Origin of the sequence: Paenibacillus hodogayensis (genome assembly GCF_039536325.1) — a bacterium.
GTDB lineage: Bacteria > Bacillota > Bacilli > Paenibacillales > NBRC-103111 > Paenibacillus_AB > Paenibacillus_AB hodogayensis.
On record NZ_BAAAYO010000013.1, the window covers coordinates 21774 to 48554 of the forward strand.

26 protein-coding genes and 1 riboswitch are annotated in these 26781 nt (G+C 60.7%); of the genes, 11 read left to right on the forward strand and 15 right to left on the reverse strand.

Annotated elements, in window-relative coordinates; translation table 11 throughout:
• Window positions 1-136: 136 nt before the first annotated feature.
• Window positions 137-631, reverse strand: a complete 495-nt coding sequence (locus tag ABD796_RS26245; RefSeq protein ID WP_344913701.1) for a YwhD family protein — start codon at window positions 629-631, stop codon at window positions 137-139.
• 127 nt (window positions 632-758) lie between these two features.
• Between ABD796_RS26245 and ABD796_RS26250 the strand changes: the two genes are divergently transcribed.
• The 3 genes from ABD796_RS26250 (at window position 759) to ABD796_RS26260 (ending at window position 4557) form a co-directional block, all read left to right on the forward strand.
• The gene (locus ABD796_RS26250; protein ID WP_344913704.1) at window positions 759-2738 is read left to right on the forward strand and encodes a M1 family metallopeptidase; all 1980 of its coding nucleotides are present in this window, start codon (window positions 759-761) and stop codon (window positions 2736-2738) included.
• A gap of 15 nt (window positions 2739-2753) precedes the next feature.
• Window positions 2754-3578, forward strand: a complete 825-nt coding sequence (locus tag ABD796_RS26255) for a hypothetical protein (RefSeq protein WP_344913707.1) — start codon at window positions 2754-2756, stop codon at window positions 3576-3578.
• 363 nt (window positions 3579-3941) lie between these two features.
• Window positions 3942-4081: riboswitch (cyclic di-AMP (ydaO/yuaA leader) on the forward strand.
• Between the two features lie 5 nt (window positions 4082-4086).
• Complete coding sequence (locus ABD796_RS26260; protein WP_344913710.1) at window positions 4087-4557, forward strand: C40 family peptidase; 471 nt, start codon at window positions 4087-4089, stop codon at window positions 4555-4557.
• Window positions 4558-4649: 92 nt separating this feature from the next.
• Here ABD796_RS26260 and ptsP read toward each other — a convergent pair whose 3' ends face one another.
• The 10 genes from ptsP to ABD796_RS26310 all read right to left on the reverse strand — a co-directional run bounded on the left by ptsP (window position 4650) and on the right by ABD796_RS26310 (window position 14145).
• Entirely contained in the window at window positions 4650-6359 is a 1710-nt protein-coding gene (gene ptsP / locus ABD796_RS26265) for a phosphoenolpyruvate--protein phosphotransferase (protein WP_344913713.1), read from the reverse strand.
• Window positions 6360-6506: 147 nt separating this feature from the next.
• Window positions 6507-6767, reverse strand: coding sequence for an HPr family phosphocarrier protein (locus ABD796_RS26270; protein WP_344913715.1), 261 nt, complete (start codon window positions 6765-6767; stop codon window positions 6507-6509).
• Between the two features lie 15 nt (window positions 6768-6782).
• A complete protein-coding gene (locus ABD796_RS26275; RefSeq protein WP_344913717.1) occupies window positions 6783-7514 on the reverse strand; it encodes a KDGP aldolase in 732 nt (243 codons plus the stop codon).
• Window positions 7511-8623, reverse strand: a complete 1113-nt coding sequence (locus tag ABD796_RS26280) for a DgaE family pyridoxal phosphate-dependent ammonia lyase (protein ID WP_344913719.1) — start codon at window positions 8621-8623, stop codon at window positions 7511-7513. Before ABD796_RS26280 ends, ABD796_RS26275 begins: the two co-directional genes overlap by 4 nt.
• Window positions 8624-8749: 126 nt before the next feature.
• Window positions 8750-9400: a DUF4310 family protein gene (locus ABD796_RS26285; protein ID WP_344913722.1), complete on the reverse strand. Its 651-nt coding sequence runs from the start codon at window positions 9398-9400 to the stop codon at window positions 8750-8752.
• Window positions 9400-10191, reverse strand: a complete 792-nt coding sequence (locus tag ABD796_RS26290) for a DUF4311 domain-containing protein (protein ID WP_344913725.1) — start codon at window positions 10189-10191, stop codon at window positions 9400-9402. The genes ABD796_RS26285 and ABD796_RS26290 overlap by 1 nt, the downstream gene beginning before the upstream one ends.
• A 10-nt stretch (window positions 10192-10201) precedes the next feature.
• On the reverse strand, window positions 10202-10573 hold the full coding sequence (locus tag ABD796_RS26295) for a glycine-rich SFCGS family protein (RefSeq protein WP_344913728.1): 372 nt from the start codon (window positions 10571-10573) through the stop codon (window positions 10202-10204).
• Window positions 10574-10616: 43 nt separating this feature from the next.
• The gene (locus ABD796_RS26300; protein ID WP_344913731.1) at window positions 10617-10979 is read right to left on the reverse strand and encodes a hypothetical protein; all 363 of its coding nucleotides are present in this window, start codon (window positions 10977-10979) and stop codon (window positions 10617-10619) included.
• Window positions 10970-12112 (reverse strand): amidohydrolase/deacetylase family metallohydrolase, encoded by a 1143-nt coding sequence (locus ABD796_RS26305; RefSeq protein ID WP_344913734.1) that lies wholly within the window; start codon window positions 12110-12112, stop codon window positions 10970-10972. Before ABD796_RS26305 ends, ABD796_RS26300 begins: the two co-directional genes overlap by 10 nt.
• On the reverse strand, window positions 12109-14145 hold the full coding sequence (locus ABD796_RS26310; protein ID WP_344913737.1) for a BglG family transcription antiterminator: 2037 nt from the start codon (window positions 14143-14145) through the stop codon (window positions 12109-12111). Before ABD796_RS26310 ends, ABD796_RS26305 begins: the two co-directional genes overlap by 4 nt.
• A 281-nt stretch (window positions 14146-14426) precedes the next feature.
• On the opposite strand from ABD796_RS26310, the gene ABD796_RS26315 reads away from it, so the two are divergent.
• Window positions 14427-15818 carry a cryptochrome/photolyase family protein gene (locus ABD796_RS26315; protein WP_344913740.1) on the forward strand — a complete coding sequence of 464 codons (1392 nt, stop codon included), beginning with the start codon at window positions 14427-14429 and terminating at the stop codon, window positions 15816-15818.
• A 7-nt stretch (window positions 15819-15825) separates the two neighbouring features.
• Here the strand turns inward: ABD796_RS26315 and ABD796_RS26320 are convergent, their stop codons facing one another.
• Window positions 15826-16722 carry a LysR family transcriptional regulator gene (locus ABD796_RS26320; RefSeq protein WP_344913743.1) on the reverse strand — a complete coding sequence of 299 codons (897 nt, stop codon included), beginning with the start codon at window positions 16720-16722 and terminating at the stop codon, window positions 15826-15828.
• A gap of 127 nt (window positions 16723-16849) precedes the next feature.
• On the opposite strand from ABD796_RS26320, the gene thrC reads away from it, so the two are divergent.
• Window positions 16850-18097 (forward strand): threonine synthase, encoded by a 1248-nt coding sequence (thrC, locus tag ABD796_RS26325; protein ID WP_344913746.1) that lies wholly within the window; start codon window positions 16850-16852, stop codon window positions 18095-18097.
• A gap of 128 nt (window positions 18098-18225) precedes the next feature.
• Here thrC and ABD796_RS26330 read toward each other — a convergent pair whose 3' ends face one another.
• A complete protein-coding gene (locus tag ABD796_RS26330; RefSeq protein WP_379119182.1) occupies window positions 18226-18789 on the reverse strand; it encodes an FAD-dependent oxidoreductase in 564 nt (187 codons plus the stop codon).
• 165 nt (window positions 18790-18954) lie between these two features.
• The gene (locus tag ABD796_RS26335; protein ID WP_344913748.1) at window positions 18955-19200 is read right to left on the reverse strand and encodes a DUF7662 domain-containing protein; all 246 of its coding nucleotides are present in this window, start codon (window positions 19198-19200) and stop codon (window positions 18955-18957) included.
• 124 nt (window positions 19201-19324) lie between these two features.
• Between ABD796_RS26335 and nikR the strand changes: the two genes are divergently transcribed.
• The 6 genes from nikR (at window position 19325) to ABD796_RS26365 (ending at window position 25218) form a co-directional block, all read left to right on the forward strand.
• Entirely contained in the window at window positions 19325-19843 is a 519-nt protein-coding gene (nikR, locus tag ABD796_RS26340) for a nickel-responsive transcriptional regulator NikR (RefSeq protein ID WP_344913751.1), read from the forward strand.
• Window positions 19844-20155: 312 nt separating this feature from the next.
• Entirely contained in the window at window positions 20156-21724 is a 1569-nt protein-coding gene (locus ABD796_RS26345; RefSeq protein WP_344914583.1) for an ABC transporter substrate-binding protein, read from the forward strand.
• Window positions 21725-21812: 88 nt separating this feature from the next.
• On the forward strand, window positions 21813-22805 hold the full coding sequence (locus ABD796_RS26350; protein WP_344913754.1) for an ABC transporter permease: 993 nt from the start codon (window positions 21813-21815) through the stop codon (window positions 22803-22805).
• Window positions 22802-23671, forward strand: a complete 870-nt coding sequence (locus ABD796_RS26355) for an ABC transporter permease (RefSeq protein ID WP_344913757.1) — start codon at window positions 22802-22804, stop codon at window positions 23669-23671. The genes ABD796_RS26350 and ABD796_RS26355 overlap by 4 nt, the downstream gene beginning before the upstream one ends.
• 28 nt (window positions 23672-23699) lie before the next feature.
• On the forward strand, window positions 23700-24623 hold the full coding sequence (locus ABD796_RS26360; RefSeq protein ID WP_344913760.1) for an ABC transporter ATP-binding protein: 924 nt from the start codon (window positions 23700-23702) through the stop codon (window positions 24621-24623).
• Entirely contained in the window at window positions 24613-25218 is a 606-nt protein-coding gene (locus tag ABD796_RS26365) for an ABC transporter ATP-binding protein (protein ID WP_344913764.1), read from the forward strand. Before ABD796_RS26360 ends, ABD796_RS26365 begins: the two co-directional genes overlap by 11 nt.
• Before the next feature lie 90 nt (window positions 25219-25308).
• Here the strand turns inward: ABD796_RS26365 and ABD796_RS26370 are convergent, their stop codons facing one another.
• Complete coding sequence (locus ABD796_RS26370; RefSeq protein WP_344913767.1) at window positions 25309-26598, reverse strand: WD40/YVTN/BNR-like repeat-containing protein; 1290 nt, start codon at window positions 26596-26598, stop codon at window positions 25309-25311.
• Window positions 26599-26781 lie beyond the last annotated feature (183 nt).

The window sequence follows — 26781 nt, forward strand, 5'->3', positions numbered from 1 at the left end:
GTATATTGTGCAAATATACTCCAATTAGTTTAACCGAGAAGCTTCATTCCCACAACGGCTGACACACAATCGACACAAATGAAAGCAAGCCCCCCGAAAGCCCGCTTATCGCGGTCCCCGGCAACTATAGCCGATCTCAGGCCAAGCCTTGTTTCAAAGTGTCTCCCGACCGCTCCCACCACTCGGCGTTATGCCCGATCAACGAGCTGCGAAGCGCGTTCTTCTCCGCTTCGTCAAGACCGTCCAAAATGATGCGGCCCTTCAAGGCATAGTCCATCTTGTTGACATGGTCGGCGAGAATTTTCCAGCCCCGTCTCGCTTCCGGGTCCACGAGCATCTCGCAGGCGGCAACACCCGAATAAAACGGACCTTCCTCCGTACGCCCGACGTTCACCCACACGATCCAGCATTTGCGGCCGTTCGGCACGTCGTCCTTGTTCGTGGAAAATTTGATTCCGCGCTCGATTTTGCTCTTCGCATGAATCGCGCCCAGATCGATGTATGCCTGATCCCCGTCGATGATGACGCTGGACAAATTGGACAAGTCAAGCGCACCCGCGCCGAAGCCTTTGTGCTCCTTCGTGCTTACCACGTTCAACGACAGCTTCTTCGGTTTTTCCTGATTCTCCATCTAATCACCTTCCATCTATCCATCTGGTGAATATTCGTTTTTTCGCTCCTATTTATTTTAGCTAATATTCCGGCAAAAGCAAACATATACATGCTGTAGATGCTTGTCAACGGGGTGAGAAACGTTTATGATCAACCGACTTTTCAAACGCAGCACGATATGGCTTCTCCTGCTCGCTCTCGGCGCCGCGACATTCACGTTCGTCCGGTTTGCGGAACGCCCCGGGTCCTACGCATCTTCGTCCTTCCTGCACGAGCCCGTTCCACAAGCACTCGAGCCGCCGGCGCCAGCAGGAAACGAAGCGCCCAAGCCGCTGAGCAAACACATCGTCGCGTACCATATTTCCGTGCAGCTGGACCCTCAGCAGAAAACGTTAACCGGCGCCGAGTCGTTAACGTGGAAAAACCCGGGCTCCCAGCCCGTCAGCGAGCTTTACCTTCATCTGTATCCGAACGCTTTTCAGTCCAAGAAGTCTACCTTCATGCGCGAATCCGGCGGCAAGCTGCGCCAGGACGAGATGAAGGGAAACAGCTTCGGCAGCATGGCCATCGAATCGGCCGTCACCGAGGACGGCATCGAGCTAACGTCCCAGATGCAGTACGTACAGCCGGACGACGGCAACAAGCAGGATCAGACGCTCATGCGAATTCGGCTGCCGAAGCCGGTCGCTCCGGGCGGAGAGACGACGTTGAAGCTTCATTTTTCGGTCAAGCTTCCAGAAGTGTTCGCCCGTATGGGATACAGTGGCGACTTCGTCATGGCCGGCCAATGGTTTCCCAAGGTTGCCGTATACGAGCCCAAGGGAACGCGGGGCCGGGCCGAAGAAGGCTGGAATCTTCACCAATATCATGGCAATTCGGAGTTTTATGCGGATTTCGGGATGTATAACGTGCGCATCCAGGTGCCGACCGGCTACACGGTCGCGGCGACCGGATTTCCGACCAAGCCTGCCGCGGATGACGGGACCAAGAAGACGTATCAGTTTTATGCCGACGACGTGCATGACTTTGCCTGGGCCGCGTCTCCGCACTTCGTGTACGTGGAGGAACCGTTCTCCGCTCCCAACGTGCCCGGCGTGAAAATCAAGCTGTATCTCGATCCGGCCCACCAGTCGTTGAAAGACCGGTATTTGTATGCGGCCAAGCGTTCTCTGGCCAAGTATAGCGAATGGTTCGGCACTTATCCTTATTCGACGCTGTCGATCGTCGTCCCCCCTCCGGGCGGCAACGGCGCCGGCGGCATGGAGTATCCTACGCTCGTTACTGGCTGGGACGCTGCCGGCGATACGAACGGCTACGAGCTGGAGCGCGTCATCGTGCATGAGATCGGCCATCAATATTGGTACGGTATGGTCGCCAGCAACGAATTCGAAGAGGCGTGGCTCGACGAAGGCTTCACTTCATACGCGGAAGACCTAATTATGGCGAGCGAATTTGGAGTCAAGCCGAACTATCCGTTGGAAGCCAGCTACATGACCCATCCGGAACCGCTTAAGCTGCCGTCCTGGCAGTACCGCGGTCACGGCGGGTACGCCGACAACGTCTATACGCGGGCGAAGCTTGTGCTCGTCGGCATCGAAAAGCAGATCGGGCAAAAACAGATGCTCCAGGCAATGAGGACGTATTTCGAGAAATGGAAATTCCGGCATCCGGCCACGGCCGACTTTCAAGCGGTGCTGGAGGGCGTTACGAAAAAGGATTGGAGCGAATATTTCAACCAATTCGTGTATGGCGGCGGCATGACCGACTATGCGGTGGAAAGCGTCCAGATTCGCAAGGTGCAGCAGGGCGACAAGACCGTGTACGAAAATTCCGTTCTCATCCATAAATACGGCGGTCATTACATGGAGGTGCCGGTTCGTTTCCGCTTCGAGGACGGCTCGGTGGTGGACAAAAGCTGGGACGGCCGGGACCCGCAGGTATTGTTCACGATTACGAGCGAATCGCCTTTGGCGTGGGCGGCCGTCGATCCCCAAATGACGATGGTGCTCGAGACGAGAAGAATCAACAATTTTATGCAGGTGAATATCGACAACAAGTGGAAAGTGCGCTGGAATATCGGGATCGCCAAATTGATCGAGACCTTGCTGAACGGGGTCGCGTGGTGAGGTGAACAACGCTAAATGATCCGCTATCTGAAAGAAGGCTTCCGCACAACCGCTTCGCAGACGTTTTTGCTGCTCGTTTTGTGGCTGTACCATTTCGTCTGGGGCTTCCTGCTGCTGTCCGTCATCAAGTCGATTGTCGTGCCGCTGATGCACCGGTTTCCCGGCACCCACCTGACGCCGGACGCCTCTCAGCTGTTTTTGGCCGAAAGCCAGTTCCGGCTTATGAAAACCGATATTAGCCACCATACGATCGCGCTGTTGATCGCCTTCGCAGCCGCGCGCATGCTGCTGACTCCCTTGCTTAATGCCGGCGTCTACTACTCGCTGCATCACGCCCGGCTCAATTCCGGCTACCGGTTCCTGCAAGGAATCCGGCATCTGGGTAAACCGTTCTTCGTCTACTATGCCGTTCAACTGCTGCTTACATTCGCCCCATTGTACTGGCTGTATCCGATTGCGAAGAACGCCTTCGCGCATGAAAGCGATTATACGTCGCTCGGGCTTGCGCTGCTGCCATGGGCCGCCGCATACATCGCGTACGGCTTCCTGATCCGCCTCTGCTTCATTTATATTCAACTCGGCAAAACGCAGGGAGAACGGTTAAGCCAGTCGCTCGGACTGTTCCTGCGCAAGCTGCCGGTGGTTGCCGCCGTTGCGCTCGTCTTGCTGGCGATGTCCGGAACAGCGACCGCCGCCGCACTGTCCACCTCCTTGGTCTGGGCCGGCCTATCGGCACTTGTCCTGCAGCAGCTGTTCCACATCGTCACCCTGCTGTTCAAGCTGTGGACGATTGCCGCCCAATATCACGTATATGCCGCGGATACGGCTTCCGACCGATAACCTAGTGCAATCGCATAAGAAAAATCGGCGGCAAAGCGAGGCTACGGTGACCCTTTGCTCCTCCAATCGCACTTGAAACCGGATTCCCAGTTTGGGTCATAGCAGGCGGAATCCGGTTTCAAAGGCGACCGCTTCGCTTTTGCGGACCCAAAGGCCCCCCTCCGCCTTCTCTGCGTAGCCGCACTGTGTCTCATGCGATTGCCCTGGCGGATAACCGTATACCGATTGACGACAGACGAAAGGCCTTGCTGCGGCAAGGCCTTTTCGCTGCGCAAAAAATAAATCGGGATTTTTGAAAAAAATATAGGAGAAAAGCAGGAATTCCGATAGAAATGACGAATTATATTTACCCGGAAACAAAAAAATCGAAACATGCCGAATTCCTGGCTTTTTGCCGGGAAACGGGGGAACCACTCCGGGTGAATTGATCTCGCATTCAAGTGATCATAGGGCACCTTCAACCGAACCCTCAGCTAACCTCGTAGGCACCGGAAGGAGTCCGCGTCTTTTGAAAAAGGCAGCCATTGTCATCACCACCATGGTCGTTCTGTTGTTCGCGCAGATTGGTACCGCTTTCGCAGACACCAATCTCGACAAAACCGTCAACGCCCTGATCGGCACGAAGTACAAGACGGCTGGAACGACTACGAGCGGTTTCGACTGCTCGGGCTTCACGATGTACATATTCAACCAGATCGGCATCGAGCTGCCGCATCAATCCAAATCGCAAGCTCAGGAAGGCTCTTGGGTCGACAAGAACGACCTCAGACCGGGAGACCTCGTGTTCTTCAACACCGACGGCAAAGGGATTTCCCACGTCGGCATCTATCTCGGCAACGACGAGTTCATCCACTCGGCTACCGGCGATGGCGTTATCAAGAACAAGCTCAGCGAGAAATATTACAAGACGCGTTACGTTTCCGCTCGCCGCGTCATTGGGGACGATTTGTACACCCAATTGACGGAGGAAGCCAAGTAATCCGGCCTTGTTCCGCCGGACAAGACAAGCCCTGCCAATCGCGGTTACCCGCATGGCAGGGCTTGTCTTCTTCTATAGCCGTAAAGCTAGGCTCAGGCGCGACGCCGGGCCAGCAATTCCCGTACCTGCCGTCCATCCTCCAGCCGGAGCGCCTCGCGCGCCAGCTCTGCCGCCTCCGCATGCCGCAGCCCGCGCACTACGGCGCGTACGGACGGAAGAGCCGGGGCGTTCATGCTCAGCTCGTCTACGCCCAGACCGACAAGAAGCGGCACGGCTGACGAATCCCCGGCCATTTCGCCGCAGACGCCGACACGCTTGCCTTGCCCCCGCGCGGATTCGACTACGTGTCGGATCAGGCGGAGCACGGCCGGATGGTACGAATCGTAGAGGGCCGAGATATGCTCGTTCATCCGATCCACCGCCAGTGTGTACTGGGTCAGGTCGTTGGTGCCGATGCTGAAAAAATCGACTTCCGCCGCCAGCACGTCGGCCATCAACGCTGCCGAAGGAATCTCGATCATGATGCCGGTCTCCCATCGCTCCGGCACGGCGAAGCCTTCCCTGCGCAAGCTGTCTGCCGCTTGCGCTACCGCTTCCTTGGCACGGCGGAGCTCGGTTACCGTGGAGATCATCGGAAACAGAATGCGCAGCAAACCGCCCGCCGCCGAAGCTCGCAGCATCGCCCGCAGCTGTGTGGCGAACAGGCCGGGGCGGTCCAGACAGAGCCGGATGGCGCGCCAGCCGAGGAACGGATTCGGATCCGCAGGCAGGTTCAAATACGGCAGCTCCTTGTCGCCACCGACGTCCAGCGTCCGCAACACGACCGGCCGGTCTCCCATGGCCCGAAAGACGGCCTCGTATTGGCGCGTCTGCTCCTCCTCGTCCGGCTCGCGGTCGCGATTCATATACATGAATTCCGTACGGAACAGACCGATCTCCTCGGCTCCGTTGGCAAGCGCATTGGCCGTCTCTGCGGCGCTGCCGATATTGGCCCCTAGCGCGATCGTCCGCCCGTCCTGCGTGACGGCCTCGGCTCCGGCCAGCGACCGGTCGGCCTCAAGCCGCGCCTTCCACTCCGCTTGCTTGGCTACGTAAGCCCGGTAGACGTCCTCCGGCGGATTCACCCACACTTCGCCAGTAGAGCCGTCGGCGACGATCTTGTCGCCGGTCGCGATCGATTGGAGAGCCGAGCGAGCGCCGACGACGGCAGGCAGGCCCAGGCTTCGCGCCATAATGGCCGCATGGGAGGTCGCCCCTCCCCCGTCCGTCACGAAGCCGCATACGAGCGGAGGCAGTTGAGCCGTATCCGACGGCGTCAGCTCGTAAGCGATTAATACGGTCGGCTCCTCCAGACGGGAAAGCCGCGAATCGTCCGCCCCGCTCAGCTGCCCGAGCAGCGCTTGCCCGATATCGCGAAAATCGGCGGCGCGCTCGCGCATATAAGCATCGTCCATCGCCTCGAATTCCTCGGCGAGCAGCCGGACGGCCGCTTCAACCGCCGCCTCCGCGCTGAAATGCGATTCGGTTACGCTGCGGCGAATCTCCTCTTCCAGCTCGGGATCAGACAGGATGGCCAGATGTGCAGCGAAAATATCCGCTTCCCGCTCTCCGAGCTTCAGCCCCGTCTCCGCACGAAGCCGCTGAAGCCGCTCCTTCGTTTTCTCGAACGCCTCGTCGATACGCTGCAGCTCCCGCCCCGTCTCTTCCGGCAAGACGGTCTGCTTCGCAGCCGTTTCCTTGCGCCTTAGCAGCAATGCCCGCCCGATAGCAATGCCGGGCGCTCCGGACAATCCTTGGATCATCGCACGTCGCCTCCTTATCCATTCCCGTATGCCGGGACTCCGCCCGATTGCGTGTCCAACGGCCCGGCTGCGTGCCTATGCGGGCATGCTTGCGGCCCCGTCTTTGCGCAGGGGCATACGGGTTCCAAGTCGTAATCATCCTGTCGGTCAGGCGTCGACATGCTCCAAAAAACCGGCCAGGCTGTCCAACGCCTCGGCTTCGTCCGGGCCGTCTACCGTAATGGTGACCAGGTCCCCTTGCTTGGCGCCCAGCCGCATCAGGCCGATCACGCGCTTGCCGTCCACCTGCTTGTCTTTGCACTTTACGGTGACGGACGCTTCGAACTTGGCGGCCGTCTCCGCGAAGAACGTCGCCGGACGGGCATGGAGCCCTCCTTCATTAAGCAGCTTGAACTCTTTGCTGATCATATTCGCTCTCCCCCTTTAACCGAGCCATTTGCCGAGCCGGTCCAGCAATTGTCTGAAATCGTCAAGGCGGGTCAAGCCGGTAGCCGGGTCGACAATCGACGTATAGATGTGGGGGACTATGCGCTCCGCGCCGTTATCGGCGCACACTTGTACGATCGGGGCAATCGTCTCCGTATCGATTCCTCCCGTAGGCTCGAACATCGTAATGCCGCGGGCAACCGCAGCCTTCACCATGGCGGCTACCTCGTCCAGCCGCTTCGTGCCTTCGATCGGAAACAACTTGACCGAATGGACGCCGATATCGGCCAACAGTGCCGCTGCCGCATCGCAGGACAGCACGCCGGCATAGTCGCGGCTCGCCGGTCCTGTCGTTACGATCACTTTACCCGGTTCGCCCGCCGGTTGAATCAGAGCGTTCACAATCGTATCGGAAGCGCCGGCTTGCTTCAGCGCCCCGAGCGTGTAGCCCGCTGCCGGAAACACCTGGTTGACATGGACGGGCTTCGTCCGCACCGCTACCTGGACGACTTTGTCCCACTGGGTCGGATCGCCGGCGCCCAGGCCGACGGATACTTGGACGCCGGCGGCATGCAGCGCTTCGATATGTTCCACGGCCGCTTCGACCGTCGCAAACGGTTTGACCGTCACGCCGATCATGACCTTTCCCGGAGCGGCGTCTGTAATCGTTCTTGCATTGTCCACATCTTTGGCCAGCACATTTAATCCAACTGTCGGTTTGCGGCTCATGTACGATTCCCCTTTACGATAATATCGCGCAGCCGGTCGGCGATAAGCTGCTCTTGACCGGGCAGCAGCGGACGCGGATCAATAAAAACAATGCCGATATTCGAATAATGATTGCGCGTATAAATGGCCGGGTTGCCGGCTTCGAGCAGACGGATCAGCTGCTTCGCGTCCACTCCGGCGGCTGCCAGATCGATCTCCAGCTTGGCCCGGAAGATGCTGCGCCCCGATTCATCTTGGACAATACCGCCCTTGATGCCCGGAATGCCGTCCAGCTGCCGCAAAAACAGCTCCATCCGCCGCTTCTGTTCTTCGCCGCCGTCCTCCCGTGAACCGTAACGCGTCAAAGCGGTAAGCAGGCCGACGATATTTTCCTTGCCCACCTTCATCGCCCTGCCGATTCCTTTGTACTGCGCGCGGCAGGCTTCGATTAGATCGCGCCGGCCGCATATGAAGCCCGACGTCGGTCCTTCCAACGCTTTTCCCCCGCTGTAGCAAACGAGATCGGCCCCCAGCGCGATATATTTATGCAGATCTTCTTCCGCCGCCGCATCGACGATGAGCGGGATTCCTTTCGCCGAAGCGATTTCACGCAAGGTTTCCAGCGATTGGACGCCCTTCTGCACCGCATGGTGCGACTGAATGTATAGGAGCGCCGCGGTACGCTCGGTGACGGCATCCGTGAAATGCGCTTTCTCCGTATGGTTGGCATGGCCGACCTCCACGGGCGTCCCGCCGCCCAGCGCGATCATCTGCGTCACGGAGGCGCCAAAGTGCACGGCATGGCCTTTCTGGAGCACGATCTCGTCAGGGCCGCCGACGGGGCGGGGGAGCCGTTCGATCCGCGATAAATTCGTGCCGGCGATGACCGCCGCCGTAGCGATGGCGATGCCGGCCGCAGCTCCGGTGGTCGGACAGCCGTCCTCGGCACCGGTTGCTTTGGCGATCTCCCTTCCGGCCGCCACGAGCAGTTCGTCGATAACCACGTAGTCCCGCGCCGCTTCGGACATCGCCTGCGCTACCTCTTCGTGAACGGCGCTTGCGCCGAGAGCGGTCATTTTACCGCTAGCATTGATGACCTGTCTTAACCCGAATTTGCCAAATGCGCTCATCGTTACACCCGCTTTCCTTTTCAGTACAGACAATTCCAATAGGATAGGCTGCCTTGCTTGAAGCCGGACTTGCCGGAGCCGTCGAAGTGTTGGCAGCGTGCCAACCCGGCCGTGAGCCATGAGCCGTCAGCCGATCGGGAAGATCATCCCCAAAATCATCGCGCCGACCAATGCCCCGGCTGCCACCGGCTTATCCCAAACATAGAACAAAATCGCTCCCGCCAAGGCGCCAAGGCCGACCGGAATCGAGGCCATCAGCGCCGAAGCGACGACCAGTGGACCGAGAAACCGCGCCGCCGAATTGCCCGCGCCGATAATAATGTCGGAGCCATAGGTCGAGGCTGCCGGGGCGGCATCCGGACGCTGCGCCCGGGCTCGCAGCCACAGGACGATCCAACCGAGGACGAAGCCGAGCAGCGCTCCGGTCAGCAGCGCGAGCGGGAACGAGGTCAGCGGGGCGGTAATGCCCGCGCCGAGCAGCAGTGCCGGAATGCCGACGCCGATCCCGGTCTGCATCCCCCCGCCGATATCCAGCACTCCGGTCATCGATCCTTCGAAGACGCGAGCCAGCATGAAGCTGATGCCGTAAGCCGCCGCCGCTCCATAACCGCCGCCGTGCATGGCCGCCGTCAACATGGCCGCCAGCGATATTTCGTTGAAGACGCCCGTGTGGGCGGTGTAGTACAAGTGCGTACCGGCGAATACGCCTGCGGCCATAATCGCCGCAAACAACGGAAACGTCCGGTTGGAATACCAGAACCCGGATTTGCCGTCCATCAGCGCGTCCCTCCCCCGGTTCCGAATGCGTCATGCAGCCGTTCCAGCCAAGCCGGGATTGCCGCATGCATGTCGTTCAGCAATTGCAGATCGGCTCCCCGGGCAAACCCGACCGCGACCAAGAGCGCGATGATAACGGCGACCCAAGCTGCCGTCGCGCGGTTCCAGCCGATATCCTCGACCCGCTTGCCGATGAAAATACCCATCATGATGCCCGGAACCGCATTGCCGAACACCCATTGCGATACGCCGCCGAGAGCGGTTCCCCATATTCCCGTCTTCCTGCCCGCATCCATCGCCGCCAGCCAGAAAATTGCCGGCATGACCGGATTGACGAACCAGCCGGCCGCCGGCACGAGCACGGCGGCTGCCGTGGTCTTCGCGGCTTCGGGCAGAAGCCAGAACGCTCCGTTCAGCACGGCGACCAGCACCATGCCGAGCAGCGCGCCGAGCCAAGCCATCCGGCGCGGATGGTGCAGCGATTCGGCGGGATCGCCGCGAAGCTTGAACAGAATGGCGGCAGCCCAGTTCGGAATGACGCGGCCGGCGACATCCTGCGTCAAGGCGCCGCTGCCAAGCACGCTCAGCAGCGACGAGAACAAATAGGTCGCTCCGTATTTGGCATGCGTCCGCGGATTCCCTTCGCTTGCGCCCAACTCGCCCATCACGCGAAAGGCGCCCATTCCCTGCACGTCCGGAATATGGAACATGCGGGCCACCCCCGCGCCGACGCCGAAACCGGCCAAAGCGCCGACCGCCATCGATTTCAACAAAAATGCGACGAATTCCATCAGCGAGGATTCAACCCCTTTTGGCTTGAATGAACTGTTCGGTGAGGCGTCGGCCCAACTCCTCCGTATCCATAAAACCGTAACCGAGCACCTTCTTGCCCGCGCGAATCGCCGTCAGCCCCTGCTCGACCGAGCGCAATCCGTATTCCGCGGGGTATTTGTATTTGGTCTGCGCGGTAATCGCGCCTGCCCCTCCGCTGCCGCAGAACGATATGCCGAAATCGGCGTTCTCCTTGTTCATCACGTCGCCGAGCTTCATATCCGCGCCCACGCCGGGGATGACGATCGCGATGCCTCCGGCCGCTTCCACCCCTTTGGCCACCTGCTGTCCTTTGCCGAGACGGTCGCCGATGACGACTTTTACCTGCTGTTGCTGTTCCATAATGATGCTCCCTCCGTTACGTAATCCAGTATGAGTGCAACCTCTATTCTTCCATAGCCGCTTCGAAATGTACGGCCAGCAGCAGCGCTTCCGTCGCGTTCCAAACGTACTGCCGTTCTGCCGCGAACGGCTCCAGCACGCTCCTGCTTAGCTCGAGCGCCGACGGGGATACCTGCTCCAGCGTTTCGGCCCCGACCTCGGGGAGCGCTTCGCCGCTTTCCCCCCGCCGCTGCGCGGCCAGCATATGCGCGCCTACGGCGAGCAGCTGCTCGGGAGTAAAGCGGATACCGGCGGCGCCGGTATGACGCAGGACGGCCAGCAGCAGCTCGCTCACGCCTTCCTTCTCGCTATCCTCGCCCTGAAGCTGCGCCAATACGGGTGGAATCGCCTGTTGATCTATAAGCATGGGTACACCTCCCCTCCTTTTACAGTCCATACCGGTTCCAGTATCGATTCGCCGCTCATTCGCTCCCCTTCGGCGTCGATGAAGGATACCGGTTTGTCCGCCAGCCGCACGATCGTCACATCGCCGATCGTCCCTGTGCGCAGCGTGCCTAAACGGCCGGCTCTGCCGAGCACGGAAGCCGGCAGGCTCGTCACCGCCCCGACGACGCTGTCGAGCGGCACGCCGAGCGCCAGCAGCTTGGACATCGTAACCGCCAAGCTGTATACCGGGCCGTCGGCATAATTTTGCCGATAGATGTCCGTACTGATCGTGTAGCCTCCCAGCCCTTCGGCCAGCGCCGCTTTCATCGTGCGGAAGCTGAAGCTGGCGCTTCCGTGGCCGAGATCGAAGCGGACTCCCCGCGCCAGCGCCGCCACCCCTTCGGAGATCAGGCGGCCGCCGTCGTCGAACATGCCTCCCGCCTTGCCGTGAAACGCGTGGGTGACCACGTCGCCCGCCTCCAGCAGGTCGAGCACGTCCCCGAGACGCGGAGGGGCGTTGCCGATATGCACCATAACCGGCACGCCGGCCGCACGGGACGCTTCCTTGGCGATCTCCAAGGGCCGCAGTCCGTTGTGCCGGATAACCGAGCCGCTCATCCGCGCCTTGATGCCGATAATGCCGGGCTCGGCCAGCGCAAGCTCCACCGTCCGCTCGACGGAAAGCCGCGATAGATCGGCAAGCTCCCCGCGGTCCTCGCACAGCCCTTGCTCGGCTATGTTCAGCCAGGCGAGCACCTCGGTGCGGCTCGCGGCTGCAACCTCATCGGCAAACTCGCGATAGTAAGCCGATCCGGCGCTGCCGGCGTCCGCCACCGTCGTGACGCCCTGCTCCACGCCTACCCGGTCCGCTTCAATGCCGAGCACCGCCCGCTGCGGGTACACGTGCGCGTGCAGATCGATCCAGCCCGGCGTGACGATGCAGCCTGCCGCATCCAATTCCCGGGCGGCCGGAGCGCCGTCCGCTGTCTGCCCTTCTCCAGGCCGGTACAACCCTTCCACGATACCGCCGCTTATTCTCAAATCGTAACGGCCATTCAGCCCCAGCGAAGGATCGATAATCGTTCCATTGCGAATAATGATTGCGCTGCTCATGTTAAGCCCCTCTCCCCGGAAGGTTGAAAGTATCGTACGATAGCCCGCCATTCCCCTTCGGCTGCCGGCAGGCCGTGCTGCCCGAATATACCAGCCAGCGTCTCGACCCATTGACTCTCCTCGGGCGTCCCGGTTCCCGGTTCCGGAGACGGCCGTTCGTAAGGATGACCGAAGGCGATCCGCTGCACCATCAGCATAATATGGAGCGACAAGCCTGCTGCCGCCGCATCCGTCAAATGGTCCCGGAACCGGCCGACGATCGCCTGCGTCAGCTCGAAGCCGCGAATCGCCAGCTCCCGGCCGACTCGCTCCGCCTCCGGCCATACCTCCGGATCGAGTCGGTCCAGCAGCCCCTCAAGCGGTGCGGGACCATGATCGCCATCCGTTCCGCGCTGCGCTGCGCTGCTGCGCTCTTGCCGCTCCGGCCCGCCCCCTCCAGGCCGGTCCGATCTCCGCTCGATGCGCGCCAGGCAGGCCGCGATCGCCTCGAAATCTTCGGCCGTCGGGATCGGATTTACCCGTACGACGGGGACCGGAAGCGCCATCGGCAGCACGCTGATCGCCAAGTCGGCCTCCGTGCGCGCAACGGCTTGCTCCGCCTCCGACACCGAGCAGCATTCGGCCACCTCGATATGGCCGACGCGGTTTTGAATAAGCGTTCGCAGAAAACGCGCCGTCCCTTTGCCCGTTCCGCACACCACGACGGCGCGGAAGCGCCGCTGCTCGCGGTCCCGCTCGATGGCGGCCTGCACGTACAAGACGATGTACGCGGCGGCGCTGTCGTCGGTACGCATCGTCTGCGCCCATGGAGGGGACAGGCAAGCCTGCTTCACCGCTTCGAACAGCCCGGGGTACGTGCGGGCGATTTCCGCGGTCAGCGGATTGACGTCATGCACGCCGAACCGTCTGCGGTCGGCCTTGCGCGCCAGGTGCGAGAGCAGCCCCTCGTACAACTCGGCGTCGCGGCCAAGCGGCAAGCCCGTGTACTCCTCCAGCCGTCCGATCAGGGCGCGCACCCGGGAAGCCAGCTCCGCCCGCCTCCGCCTGCGCTCTTCCGGCTCCCGCCCGCAGCTGTCGCGGCCCGGTTCGCCCGACAGGAGCGGCATGAGCACGAAGACGCTTTCCGCTTCGGAGTCGTATTCATCCCCTTGCCCCGCAGCCGAACGCACACCCAACGCTTCCATCGTCTCCGCCAGCAACTTCCGACAAGCATGCAGCGCTTCCTCCGCCTCCAACGGCTGTCGAATCAGGCTGACGTCCGCCCCATTGGGTAAAGCCTCGCCGCGGCGAAGCCGCCGCACGGCAACCGCAAAACGAAACAGCAGACCGATCGCCGCCTCGTCGGAAGCCGCCTGCCCCAGCTGTTCTTTCCATATCCGCAGCATGGCTCCCGCAGCCGCCTGCAAACGCTCCATATCGCCGCCGTCGAGCAGGTAGGGCGCCAGCTTGCGGGCGATATCGCCCGGCCAGACGCTTTCCCACCATAAGCCCCGCACGATGCGCAGCATATCGCTGCCGCCGAGCGCCGATTCGGCAAGCGCTTGCAGCAGACGGCGCTTGTCCGGCTCTGCCCCGCTTAAACGTACGCCCTTGCCGGACTCTCTCTCCAGTCGGATGCCCCAGCTGCGCCAGCTGTCCGCGGCTTTTTGCAGATCGGACAGCACGGTGTTTCGGCTAGCCTGGACACGATCCGCCAGTTGGTCCAGCGTCGTAAAGCCGGGCCGCTCCAGCAGCTCGAGCGCAAGACGGTTTTGCCGTTCCTGGACGTTCTCGAACGAAGCCGACTCCTCGGAGGCCATCTCCTCGCGCAGCCTGCCTCTGGCTTCCGCGTCCGCCTCCAGCCAAACGCCGCGATTCGTTCGCGAGAGCAGCTGCGCATCCATGCCGGCGAGCCGTTCGCGGATCTGCTCCAAGTCGTATTTGATCGTCCGCTCGCTTACCGTAAACCGTTCCGCCAATTGCTTGATCTTCAACGGCTGGTCCGACTCGGTCAAAGCGAGCAGCACCTCTCTGGCACGGGCATGGAGCCGCATCGGCCATCCCTCCGATCCAAACGTGATGATATCCAAATTATATACGTCCTAGGCAACGTCGGAACAGAACAAATCGTTTCCCTTTCATTCGTGCAACGGTTGCAGGATCATTCGTGCAAACCCGCCGAATTCCGTTCGTGCAAGCCTTCTGCGCCCCTGGCCGGCGTTTCCCGGCAAACCGGAGCGAGCGCGCTTCCGCTTAGCGGCAGGAAAACAGCATATCCGCTGCGAATTGCTAACGATACCGATCCGATTTCTACACACCGAGGGAGCTTCCGACCATGATCGTGTTCGTTCACCGCAAAGATTTGCGGATTGCCGATATGCCGGCCTTTACTTATATTTCCCGAAAAGGGAGCAAATCTTTGCATTTGTTTGTGCTCGATCCCGTCATTTTGTCCGAAAGGCGGACCGAAGCGGCCAGCGGCCGCCATTTTATGGCTATGCTGGCCCGTCTGCAAGAGCTGTATCGCCGCGAGGGAGCCAAGCTGAATGTTGTATATGGAGCGCCGGAAGAAATTATTCCGCAAGCCGCACTGCTGCACGAAGCGTGCGAGGTAGTGGTCCATCGCGACGATACGCCTTACGCCCGCCAGCGGGACGGAAAGCTCGAAAAGACGCTCTGGCGGCTTGGCATTCCGCTAACGGTATTGTCCGATCAGCCTTTGGCCGAGCCCGACGAGTTTCATCGGTATGCCGGACGGCAAACGCCCTATAAAGTGTTCACCCCGTATTATCGCAAATGGAGCGAGTTCGTTCGCGATACGTTCCAACCGCCGTCGGCCGTTTCTCTGCGGCAGCTGACGACGGCGTCTTTGCACGAGTCGCTCGCGGATGCGTACCGCTCTCCCTTCCGGATCGAGCCGCTGCCGAACGAAGAAAGCATGACGGAGCCCGAACGCGCGTTGGGTGCGTTCGTCGGGAGCAAGCTGTCGGACTATGCCGACCGGCGAGATTGGTATGCAACGGATGCTACGAGCGGTCTGAGCGCATATATCAATACGGGCGCGATTTCCATCCGCACCGTTTATGAGAGCATGTTGGAGGGGGAAACGTACGAGGCTTGGCGGAGACAGCTGGCCTGGCGGGATTTCTACTTGTACCAATCGGCGCTCGATCCGTTGTTTTTCCGCTACGAGCGGCATTTCGACCTGTCGATTCTGAGCGATCGCCATGTCGACGCCTGGAGCCGTGCGGAAACCGGCATTCCGATCATTGACGCCGCCATGACGCAGCTGAACGAAACCGGACGGATGCCGAACCGGCTGAGGATGGTGACGGCGATGTTTCTCACGAAAAACTTGCTGGCTCCATTTCCTTTCGGTGAATCGTTGTTTCGTCATCGCTTGGCGGACGCGGATAACGTTCTGAACCGGGGAGGCTGGCTGTGGTCGGCCTCGCTCGGCTTCGACGCGGCGCCCTACTTCCGGATCATGAACCCGGAGTCGCAATCCCGGCAATGGGACCCGGCGGGCGAATATATCCGGCGCTGGCTGCCGCAGCTCCGCGCCTTCTCCGACCGCGACATCCATCGTCCGCTGCCCCATGCGATCGTCGACCTGAAGGCGTCGCGAGCCCGTGCTATCGATGTCTACAAACAAATCTTGTCTTCGGCAGGCGCTATGCAGCGAGAGGTTGACGAAAAGGAACCGGAGCCCGGATCCGCGCTGTGATTCGTCCCTATTCCGGCAATCCCGAGGCGGACCGGGCAAAGCGGACAAACTGTTTTGCACAAGGGGTCAAGGCATCGCCCTCGCGCGTATAGAGCCCGATGGGATTGCCGACTCGCACCCCCGCGATCCGCACGCGCCCGACCTCGCCGCGCGCGATATTCTCCCGCACCTCGAGAGCAGAGACGAGCGCCGCTCCGTAACCGGCGGCGACGGCGCGAACGGTTTCGGCCGTACCGCTGCATTGCAGGCCGATGCGCGGCAGCGGCTGGCCGTGCAGCCGGCATAGCGCCAGCAGCAGCTCCCGGCCCGAGCTGCCTTCCTCGCGAACGACGAACGGCTCGACCAGCAGGGCGGCCAGTGTCGTTTCGCTTCCGGCCAGCGGATGGGCCCCAGGCACGACAAACCACAGCTCATCCTCCATGAGCGGCTCGTGAGCAAGCCCCGGCGGAAGCTCGCGTCCTCCCCCGACTACAGCCAGATCTGCCTCATGATGCAGCAGCCGGCGGAACGCTTCCCTGGAATTGACCGTCGCCAGTCCGATATCCACATCCGGATAAATGCCCGCAAAGGAAGCGATCCACGAGGGCAGCAGCATGTTGGCCGGCAAATAGGTGGCGGCAATGCGCAGCCGACCAAGCTGTCCGTCCCGAATGCGGGCAGCCTCCCGCTCGATCTCCCGTTCCAGCGCAAAAAAACGGCCACCCATCCCCGCCAGCCGTTCCCCTGCTTCCGTCAAGGCCAGTCCCCTCCCTTTCGGACGAAACAGCTCCAGACCAAGCTCCTTCTCCAGGTTTCGCAATTGCGCCGTTACAGCGGGCTGACTGATATGCAAATGCTGCGAAGCCTTCATCACGCCACCGTTTATCACCACTTCATGAAACAAGCGAAACGCATGTACATTCATTGCCGCTCTCCCTATACCAAAAGTTTTATTTATGTTTACCTTCAAAACATATATTAGTTTTATGATTTCGTTCCCTTTATTCTATAGATACGACTTCGTCGGTTCAACTACCAAGGAGAGATGGGACATGAGGTTTATCTGTATGGAATGCGGATGCGAAGCCTCAGGCAGCGGGCAAGCTTTGTACCGCTGCGAATGCGGAGGTTTGCTGGATACGGTTCTGGACGATCGCGGGCTGGACGCCGACCGGTTGAAGCGGCTGTTCGACGTCCGTCTTTCCGAGCGCAACACCCCTTTATCCGGTGGCGTCTGGCGCTACAAAGAGCTGATCCATCCCGAGCTGCCCATGGACAGCATCGTAACCAAAAACGAGGGCAATACCGGGCTTTACGAACATGCGGACCTGCGCGAATATGCAGGGACCAGGCGTTTATGGCTGAAGGCGCAAAGCGAAAATCCGAGCGGCTCATTCAAGGATAACGGCATGACCGTCGCCGTGTCGCATGGGCTCTGGCTGGGGTATTCTCGTTTCGCCTGCACCTCGACAGGCAACACGTCGTCGTCCATGGCGATGTACGCCGCTCTGGCCGGGGCGGAGGCGGTCGTCTATCTTCCGGATCAGGGCGTATCGTTGAGTAAGGTTCTTCAGACCGAAGCTTACGGGGCGCAGCTCGTCCGGATCGAAGGCGGTTACGATGCCGGCATCCGTTACTTGGAGGAGCACGCCGAGGCGATGCGCCTGTACGTATGCAATTCGCTCAACCCGCTGCGGATCGAAGGGCAGAAAAGCATAGCCTTCGAGCTGGCGCATCAGTTGGATTGGCGGATGCCGGACTGGATCGTGCTGCCCGGAGGCGCCCTCAGCAATGCGGCGGCGATGGGTAAAGGACTGGATGAGTTGAAGCGCATCGGCTTGATCGCATCGGTTCCGCGCATCGCCATCGTGCAAGCGGAAGGCGCGGCTCCGTTTCACCGGATGCTCCTCAACCGGGAGAGCTCCCTCCGGCCGGTCGACCAACCGGCCACCATCGCTTCGGCGCTGCATATCGGCAACCCGCCCAACTGGCCAAAAGCGCTGCGTTACGCGATCGAGCGGGCACGAGGCGTGACCGTCTCCGTCAGCGACCGGGACATCCTTGAGGCCAAAGCGCGGATCGACCGGAGCGGCATCGGCTGCGAGCCCGCTTCGGCGGCGGCTCTGGCAGGTTTGCGCCGACTCGTCGCCGACGGAACGATCCATCCCGAGGAAACCGCGGCCTGCCTGTTAACCGGTCATTTACTGAAGGACCCCGAGGCGATTGCGTTGTCCCTTTCCTTATGGAAAGATTCCAAACAAACTGTTCAGCCCGCTCCTCGGCCGCTCGAGCCAGATTAACCGTTGCATGCAAAAAAACCTCCAAAACCGCTTGCCAAGCAACGGTTTTGGAGGTTCTATCTTAGTTATCCACAATTATATCCACAGGTTGTCAACAAGTTCACAACCGCTTCCGCCGTTGTGCCTTATTAGGCTTTCAGCACATCGTGGTCGACGTACCGTTCGCCGTTCAGCTCGCTGATGACGTTGATGGCGACCTTGGCCCCGTCCCCGGCGGTAATAATCGTATGTACACTGACGCCGGCACACGTACCCGCCGCCCAGACGCCCGCTACGTTCGTTCTGCCCTGCGCATCCGTTTTGAATATCGTCTTTACCCGAGGCTCCGTGCCCGGAGTCGTTTCCAGTCCGGCCGCTTCAGCCAGATCGACCAGGAAGCCGGTGGCGAGGATGACATGCTGCGTCTCGTAGGAAGCGCCTTCGGTTTGCACTTGAACGCTTGCTTCTCCGCGGGAGATGCCGCTCGCCTTGCCGGAAACGAACTCCGCTCCGAACTTGGCCGCCTGCTTCTTGCCCGTCTCGAGCAGATCGGGACCGCTGATCTCCGCCACTCCGTAATGATTTTCCAGCCAAGCCCGTTTCGTCACGCTTTGGTCGCTGTCCACAACCAGCACTTTTTTACCGGCTTTGGCCGCAAAAAGGGCCGCACTGGCCCCCGCCGGGCCGGCTCCAACGATCACAACATCGTACATACGCATTGCCTCCTCGAAAGCTGGATTATGTTTCTATACATTAGTATACAAAAAGTGTAAGTCAAAAGGAAATAAGCGCTTTCTGCGTACTAACTGCGAAGCGAGGAACGCAAAAAATCCCCATTTGCCCGATGCGGCAAGGGGAGCTTTTTCGCTGCGACCGGTTCAGTTGGCGCGGACAAAGGTCACGCGCTCGCCCGGCTTAACGTGGGACACTCTGCGGAATACCTTCAGCCAGGCTATCGCTTGCGAATCGCAGTCGCTGATCGTATTGCTCCACCACTGGCGCTCGGTTTTGGCCACAGCGGGAAGCGGAAATCCTAAAATTTGCTCGATCTGTTCAAAAGCCAATGTCACTTGGGGACGGCGCTGCTCGTTCAAATATTGCGCCAGCCTCGTGTATTTGCTCATCGTTATTCACCCATCTCCCAGTATAGCGTTTCAGGCTGAACAAATACTGAACATTAGCTGGCGGTTCGTGAATCCCTCTGAAATGTGCTACAATTTTGTAAAATACCGTATTGCGGAGGAGCCTATGTCCGGTAAAGACGACCTGGTCCGATTCGGCGTTTCCATGCCTTCGGAGCTGATTCAACAATTCGATCAATACATTGGCGAGCAAGGCTACACGAACCGTTCCGAAGCGATCCGCGATCTCGTTCGCAAGACGCTGCTCCAGCCTGGGCGGCTGAATCCGGAACAATTGGTCGCCGGCACGATCGTTATGGTATACGACCACGATGTGAGCGAGCTCCCCTTGCTGCTCATGGAGCTTCAGCACCAGTACCACCATCATATCATTTCCACCATGCACGTCCACCTCAATCACGATCAATGCCTGGAAATCATCGCCGTCCGGGGACGGCTGGATCAGCTGCGGGAGCTGCAGTCGCAGATCCAAGTGCACCGCGGCGTGCTGTATTGCGAGTTGTCGGTGACGTATGTGGACGAGCAGAACGAAGCGGACGGACACGCCCACCATGGACACCACGGACTCGGAGCCGGCCGCCACGCTCATTCCGGCCCATCCGCCGGAGAGCGCGCGGAGAGCTAGTACAAAGTCAGAGCTAATCCTGTGTATTCCGGAGGCTCGATCCCTTGAGGTACAAGGGATTCGGTCCATTCCAAGGATACCGTTTAAGGTCTGACTTTGTACCAGCATGTAGAGACTTCTTATGCTAAATGCCAGACATCGGACCGGTATCAAGATGCCGGGAACGATGTCTCTTTGGCGTATGCGCTTCTTTTTTCCAAAAAAGGACTTACTCTTTCCGCCACCCTGTGCTACAATATGTCCGAATCGTGTTACTACATATTCCAAGACGGGGTGGAGAAATTGAACAAGTCTTTTGCATATCGGACCGTCATGCTGCTGCTGGCAGTATGCTTCGTGCTGGCCGGCTGCTCGGCCAAACAGAAAAGCGGCGGCGGGGCATCGGACGAGCTCGTCCTGGCCGTAGGCGCGGAGCCCGAGGACGGCTTCGATCCGACTACGGGCTGGGGGCGCTACGGTTCGCCGCTGTTCCAGAGCACCCTGCTGAAGCGCGACGCCCAGATGAAGATTCAGAACGATCTGGCCGCGAACGGCTACGAAGTAAGCGCCGACGGTACGGTATGGACCATCCAACTGCGCCGCGACGCCAAATTTACCGACGGCAAGCCGGTCACGGCCGCGGACGTGAAATTTACGTTCGAGACAGCCGCGGGCAAAGGCTCGGTCATCGACCTGACCAATATGAAAAGCGTGGAGGCGACCGACGAGTATACGGTGCGTTTTACGCTGAAAGAGCCTCAATCGACCTTCAGCGCACTGCTCGTCTCGACCGGCATCGTGCCCAAGCATGCTTACGGCAGCGATTACAAAGAGAAGCCCCTCGGCTCCGGGCCGTACAAGCTGGTCCAGTGGAACAAAGGACAGCAGATCATCGTCGAAGCCAATCCGGACTATTACGGGAAGAAGCCGGCGTTCCGCAAGCTGACCTTGCTGTTCCTCAGCGAGGATGCCGCCTATGCCGCCGCCAAGGCCAAAAAAGTCGATGTCGCCTACATTCCCGCCGCCTTCAGCAAGCAGAAGGTAGACGGCATGCATCTCGAATCGGTGCAAACCGTGGACAATCGCGGCATTCAGTTTCCTTACGTCAAGGCCGGAACGAAAACCAAGGAAGGCTATCCGATCGGTAATGACGTGACCGCGGACCCGGCCATCCGCAAGGCGATCAATCTCGCGCTGGACCGGAAGGCGCTCGTGCAGGGCGTGCTCGAAGGCTACGGCACCCCCGCCTATACGGTGAACGACGGGCTGCCTTGGTACAACCCGGCCGCCGCATTCACCGATGCCGATGTAAGCGGAGCGAAGCAAATGCTCGCCGATGCCGGATGGAAGGCCGACAGCAAGGATGGTATTTTGCAAAAGGGAGCGTTGAAAGCCCAATTTACGCTCGTATACCCGTCCGGCGACGTGACCCGTCAATCGCTGGCGCTCGCCGCGGCCGACATGATCAAGCCGCTCGGCATTCAGATCGACGTGCAAGGCAAAAGCTGGGACGATATCGGCAAAATGATGCATGCCAACGCCGTTCTTATGGGCTGGGGCAGTCAAGACCCGCTGGAAATGTACAACCTGTACAGCAGCAAGTACCGCGGGGTCGAATATTACAACGCCGGCTTCTACAGCAACCCTGCGGTTGACGAATGGATGGACAAGGCGCTCAAGGCGGTACGTGAGAACGAAGCGATGGAATTCTGGAAAAAAGCGCAATGGGACGGCAAAAACGGCGTCGGCGGCATGGCCGATGCGCCTTACGCCTGGCTGGTCAACATCAATCACCTATATCTGGTGAAGGACGGCCTGGATATCGGCAAACAGCGCATTCACCCTCACGGCCACGGCTGGCCGGTCACGGACAATATCGAAGAATGGTCATGGACGAAGTGACCGCCCGATCGACTTCGTTCACTGGAAAAATCGCCATAAGAACGGATAGGCACCCTACCGAAGACGGGCGGCAAAAGGAGTTTTAGCCATGGTTCAACGCGTATTCGCGTACGCAGGCATGAAGCTGTTTCGGCTCGTCACGCTGCTGGCCGCGATCAGCATCATCTCGTTCGCGCTGGTCAACGCTTCTCCGATCGATCCGATTCAGGCCTATATCGGCGCTGACATGATGCGGGTCGGGCCGGAGCAGCGGCAGCTCATCACCGAATATTGGGGACTGGACCGGCCTCCGCTGGAACGGTTCCTCCAATGGGGCTCGGCGCTTCTGCAGGGCAATCTGGGCACGTCGATGATCTACCGTATGCCGGTGGCCGACGTCATCCGCGAGCGGTTCGCCAGCTCGTTCGCCCTCATGGGCTTGTCTTGGGTACTCTCCGGCCTGCTCGGCTTCACGGCCGGCATCGTTGCGGCGATGAACAAGGGCCGGTGGACCGATCGCTTCATTAAATGGTATTGCTACACGCTCGCCTCGACACCGACGTTCTGGATGGGCCTGCTGCTCCTGATGGTATTCGCCGTCTGGCTCGGCTGGCTGCCCGTCGGCCTCGGCACGCCGGCCGGCGTGCTGGACGGACAAGTGACGTGGGGCGAAAGACTCCAGCATATGCTGCTGCCGGCACTGACGCTGAGCATTGTCGGCATCGCCCCGATCGCCCTGCATACGCGGCAGAAGCTGATCGACGTGCTGGCGAGCGACTTCGTGCTGTTCGCCAGAGCGCGCGGGGAGCGCGGCTTCGTACTGTTCCGCCGTCATGGCTTGCGCAACATAGCCCTTCCCGCCATCACGCTGCACTTCGCTTCCTTCAGCGAGCTGTTCGGCGGAGCGGTGCTGGCGGAGCAAGTATTCTCTTACCCGGGGCTTGGCCAGGCGACGGTGGAAGCCGGGCTTCGCGGCGACGTGCCGCTCTTGCTCGGCATCGTCCTGTTCAGCGCCATCTTCGTTTTCAGCGGCAACTTGATCGCCGATATCGTCTATCGTCTCGTCGATCCTAGGCTGAAAGAAAGGCGGCGGCTGTCATGAGACAACAGGAGAAAAATGCCGGCATTCGGCTGAGCGGCGGACGCGCGTTGCAATTGAACGGCCGACAGCGCGCCGCGGCGACGGCCGGCCTGGCGGTACTGCTCGTCGCGGCCGTCTGGCTTGGCGGCGCGCTGCTCGGCAACGATTCGCTGTCCACCCGGCTGGAGTGGCGCAATCTGGCGCCGTCGTGGTCCCATCTCTTCGGCACCGACTGGCTCGGACGGGATATGTTCACCCGTACGGTCAAAGGATTGGCTCTAAGCGTCAGCGTCGGACTAGCGGCCTCCGCGGCCAGCGTCGTCATCGCGGCCCTGCTCGGGCTGGCGGCGGCCATGGGCCGCACGGCGGACCGGATCGTCAGCTGGTTGATCGACTTATTCCTGAGCGTCCCCCATCTCGTGACGCTCATCCTGATCGCCTTCGTCTTCGGCGGGGGCATGAAAGGGGTCATCATCGGCGTGTCCCTGACCCACTGGCCCAGCCTCGCCCGCGTCATCCGGGCCGAGGTGCTCCAGCTGAAAACGGCCGAGTACGTGCAAATTTCCCGGAGAATGGGCAAGTCCCGCTGGTGGACGGCTTCGCGGCATATGCTTCCGCATCTGCTCCCGCACCTGCTCGTCGGGCTGCTGCTGCTGTTCCCTCATGCGATTTTGCACGAAGCGTCCATTACGTTCATCGGGCTCGGCTTGTCGCCGCATCAGCCGGCGATCGGCATCATTTTATCGGAATCGATGCGCTACCTGTCGACCGGCCTGTGGTGGCTGGCCTTCTTCCCAGGCCTATGCCTGCTGCTCGTCGTGCGCGCCTTCGATGTGGCCGGGGAGCAGCTTCGCCTGCTGCTGGACCCTCGGCAGACGCATGAATAGCCGACACGGCAAAAGGAGGACAACCGCAATGCCTTTATTGGAAGTGGACGATCTGTCCGTCGCATTCGCCTCCTATACGGGACGCTTCAAGCTAACGAAGCTGCAGGTGCTTCAGGGCATGACGCTGGACGTGAACAGCGGGGAGATCGTAGCGGTCATCGGCTCAAGCGGCTCCGGCAAAAGCTTGCTGGCGCACGCCATCCTCGGCATCCTGCCCGGCAACGCCAGCACGGGCGGCAAGATCCGCTTCGACGGCGAGGAGCTGACGACCCGGCGGCAGCAAGCGCTGCGCGGAAAGGACATTGCGCTCGTGCCGCAATCGGTCGGTTATCTGGACCCGTTGATGCGGGTCGGGGCGCAGGTGCGCAGCTCGGTTCGGGCCGGCGATCCGCTCGGGGAGCAGCGTGCGGCATTCGCCCGCTACCGTTTGGCCCAGGACGTAGAGCGGCGCTACCCGCATCAGCTGTCCGGAGGAATGGCCCGCCGGGTGCTCGTCTCGATGGCCACGATCAGCGGCGCCAGACTACTGATCGCCGATGAGCCTACTCCCGGGCTCGACCCCGCCATCGTGCAGGAGACGGTCCGGCAGCTGCGGGAGCTAGCCGATAACGGGGCCGGCATTCTGCTTATCTCTCATGATCTGGAATCCGTATTGCAGGTTGCCGATCGCGTCGCCGTCTTCTATGCCGGGACGACGGTCGAGGTGGCCCCGGCCGCAGACTTCTCACAGGATGGCGCCCGGCTGCGTCATCCATACAGCCGCGCGTTATGGCGGGCGCTGCCGCAGAACGGCTTTGAGCCGCTCCACGGCGGACAGCCTCAACCCGGCGAGCTGCCCGCAGGCTGCCTGTTCGCTCCGCGCTGCTCTCTCGCCACGGCGGCCTGCGGCGCGGAACGTCCGGTCATGCGCGAGCTGCGCAACGGAAAAGCGAGGTGCATCCATGCCACTTGAAGGGCGCAAGCTGGCGTTTCGGTACGGCGGTGGTCCGTGGATCGTGCGCGGCTTCGACATCTCTCTGTCTCCCGGACAAATCGTTGGCCTATCCGGCCCGAGCGGCTGCGGCAAAACGACCGTCGGACGCATGCTGGCCGGATACGTCTCGCCTACGGAGGGAGAGGTGCTATTGGACGGACAGGCTTTGCCGGACGGAGGCTACTCGCCGGTCCAGCTCGTCTTCCAGCATCCGGAAAAGGCGGTTAACCCCCGCCTCCGCGTCAAATACAGCCTGAACGAGGGCTGGACGCCGGATGCCTCGCTCCGCGCGATGCTCGGCATCGCCGATTCGTGGCTGGACCGGTATCCGAACGAATTGTCCGGCGGGGAACTGCAGCGCATCTGCGTCGCACGGGCGCTCGGCCCGCACACCCGTTATCTGATCGCCGACGAGATGACAACGATGCTGGACGCCATTACGCAAGCCCAGCTCTGGCACACCATTCTGGACGTCGCGCGGCAGCGCAATCTGGGCGTGCTTGTCGTCAGTCACGAGCGGAGTCTGCTCGAGCGGCTTTGCGATTCGTTCATCCAACTGGACTCCCGGTCATGAGAAAAAGCTTTCCCAGCCGCTGTGCGCATCGGCTTGGAAAGCTTTTTTGTCGTATCGGGTACAAGACGGTCTCTTCCAGCTCTTCGTTCGTTAAGACTGCGGGGACGGCTTCTCGAACGTATGCGCCTTTTTCCACGTCTTCCCGCCGTCCGCCGTCGTATACATGACCGCCGGCTCCGCGTTGTCCGTGCAGATCCACCAGCCGTTATGGGCATCGGAGATCGCAAGCAGCTGCTCGCCGTAGCCGGTGAAGGCCGTTTCGCCGTTCACCCATGTCTTGCCGCCGTCCGTCGTCCAACCGATTGTATTCGGCTTGTCGCATGCCATGCACTGGCCGCCCATGAAGGCTACCTGCGGATTGACTACGTACAGAGGACCGGGCTTGTTGCCGCCGTTTTTCGGCCCGTCCGAATGATCGATCGGGAATCCGGGAGCCGGACCGGCTCCTGCCGTCGAATTGGCCAGCACCGTCTGCCACGTTTTGCCCCCATCGGTCGTATGGAATAAGGAGTAGGACGTCTGCGTCATGCCCGATTCCCCGATCAGCTCGACCCAGGCGTCCTCCGCGCCGGCCGAACGGATCGATCCGCCGGTCACTTGAGATACCGTCTTTCGGGACATGACGTCCTGCCACGTCTTTCCTCCGTCGGTCGTTCGTTTCACGACGATCATGTCTTTCTCCAGCGCGACGGCCCAGCCGTTGGCGGCGTCATGAAAGTACGGATCGACCGCCAATTCTTCCGGAACGGGCAAGGTCGTCCACGTTTTTCCCCCGTCCGTCGTTTTGGCGTTGGCGCTGTACGCCTCCTCTTTCGCTACGAAGTGGAGGAAACCGGCGTTCGGCACGGTGCCCGCGGCTGTCCAGGATGAACCACCGTCCTTGGAGACGAGCAGGCTGCGCTCGACCTTTTTGGCGTCTGCCGCAGCACCTTCCGCTCCGACAACCGCCCAAACGTCCTGCCCGTTCAAGGCGAACAATTGATGAACGATGCCCTTCACGCTATAAGGTTTCGTCCATGTAGCACCTCCGTCGTCCGTGCGGGCGATCCAGCCGTCGCCGCCAACCCAGCCGGACTTGGCGTCCGCCAATCGCATCGCCGTAATGCGGTCCATCTTGACTGCGGCCGGGGGCTTCTGTGCCGATCCTCCCGCTGCTTCTCCCGGTGCCGGAGAACCCGTAACCGGAGATGTCGTGCCCGGCGTTCCGGCGCCGCCGTCCGCCGGCTTATCAGGGCTCTGCGAGCCGCCGTTCGTTCCGGTCCCCGAAGCTGGCGGGGATGCCGGCTGTGCCGACTCGCCTGCTTTCGGACTGCAAGCCCCGAGCACAACGGCCAACGCACAGGTTAATAGAAACATTCGGAATAGTCTAGTAAAGGTCATGATGGTTACTCCTCCGCTCTTTAGCTCAAATAGGCTTTCTCTTTATATACCCAATAGACGTGCGCTCCACACAAAGTGTTGCTGGATTTGCGTCCATCTTTCACGGCGATTCCATGAAATTCCTCTACGGCCGGGAAGGAAATCGGAGCCCCGAGGCGAATGTGTTTGCTTAAATCCAATCGA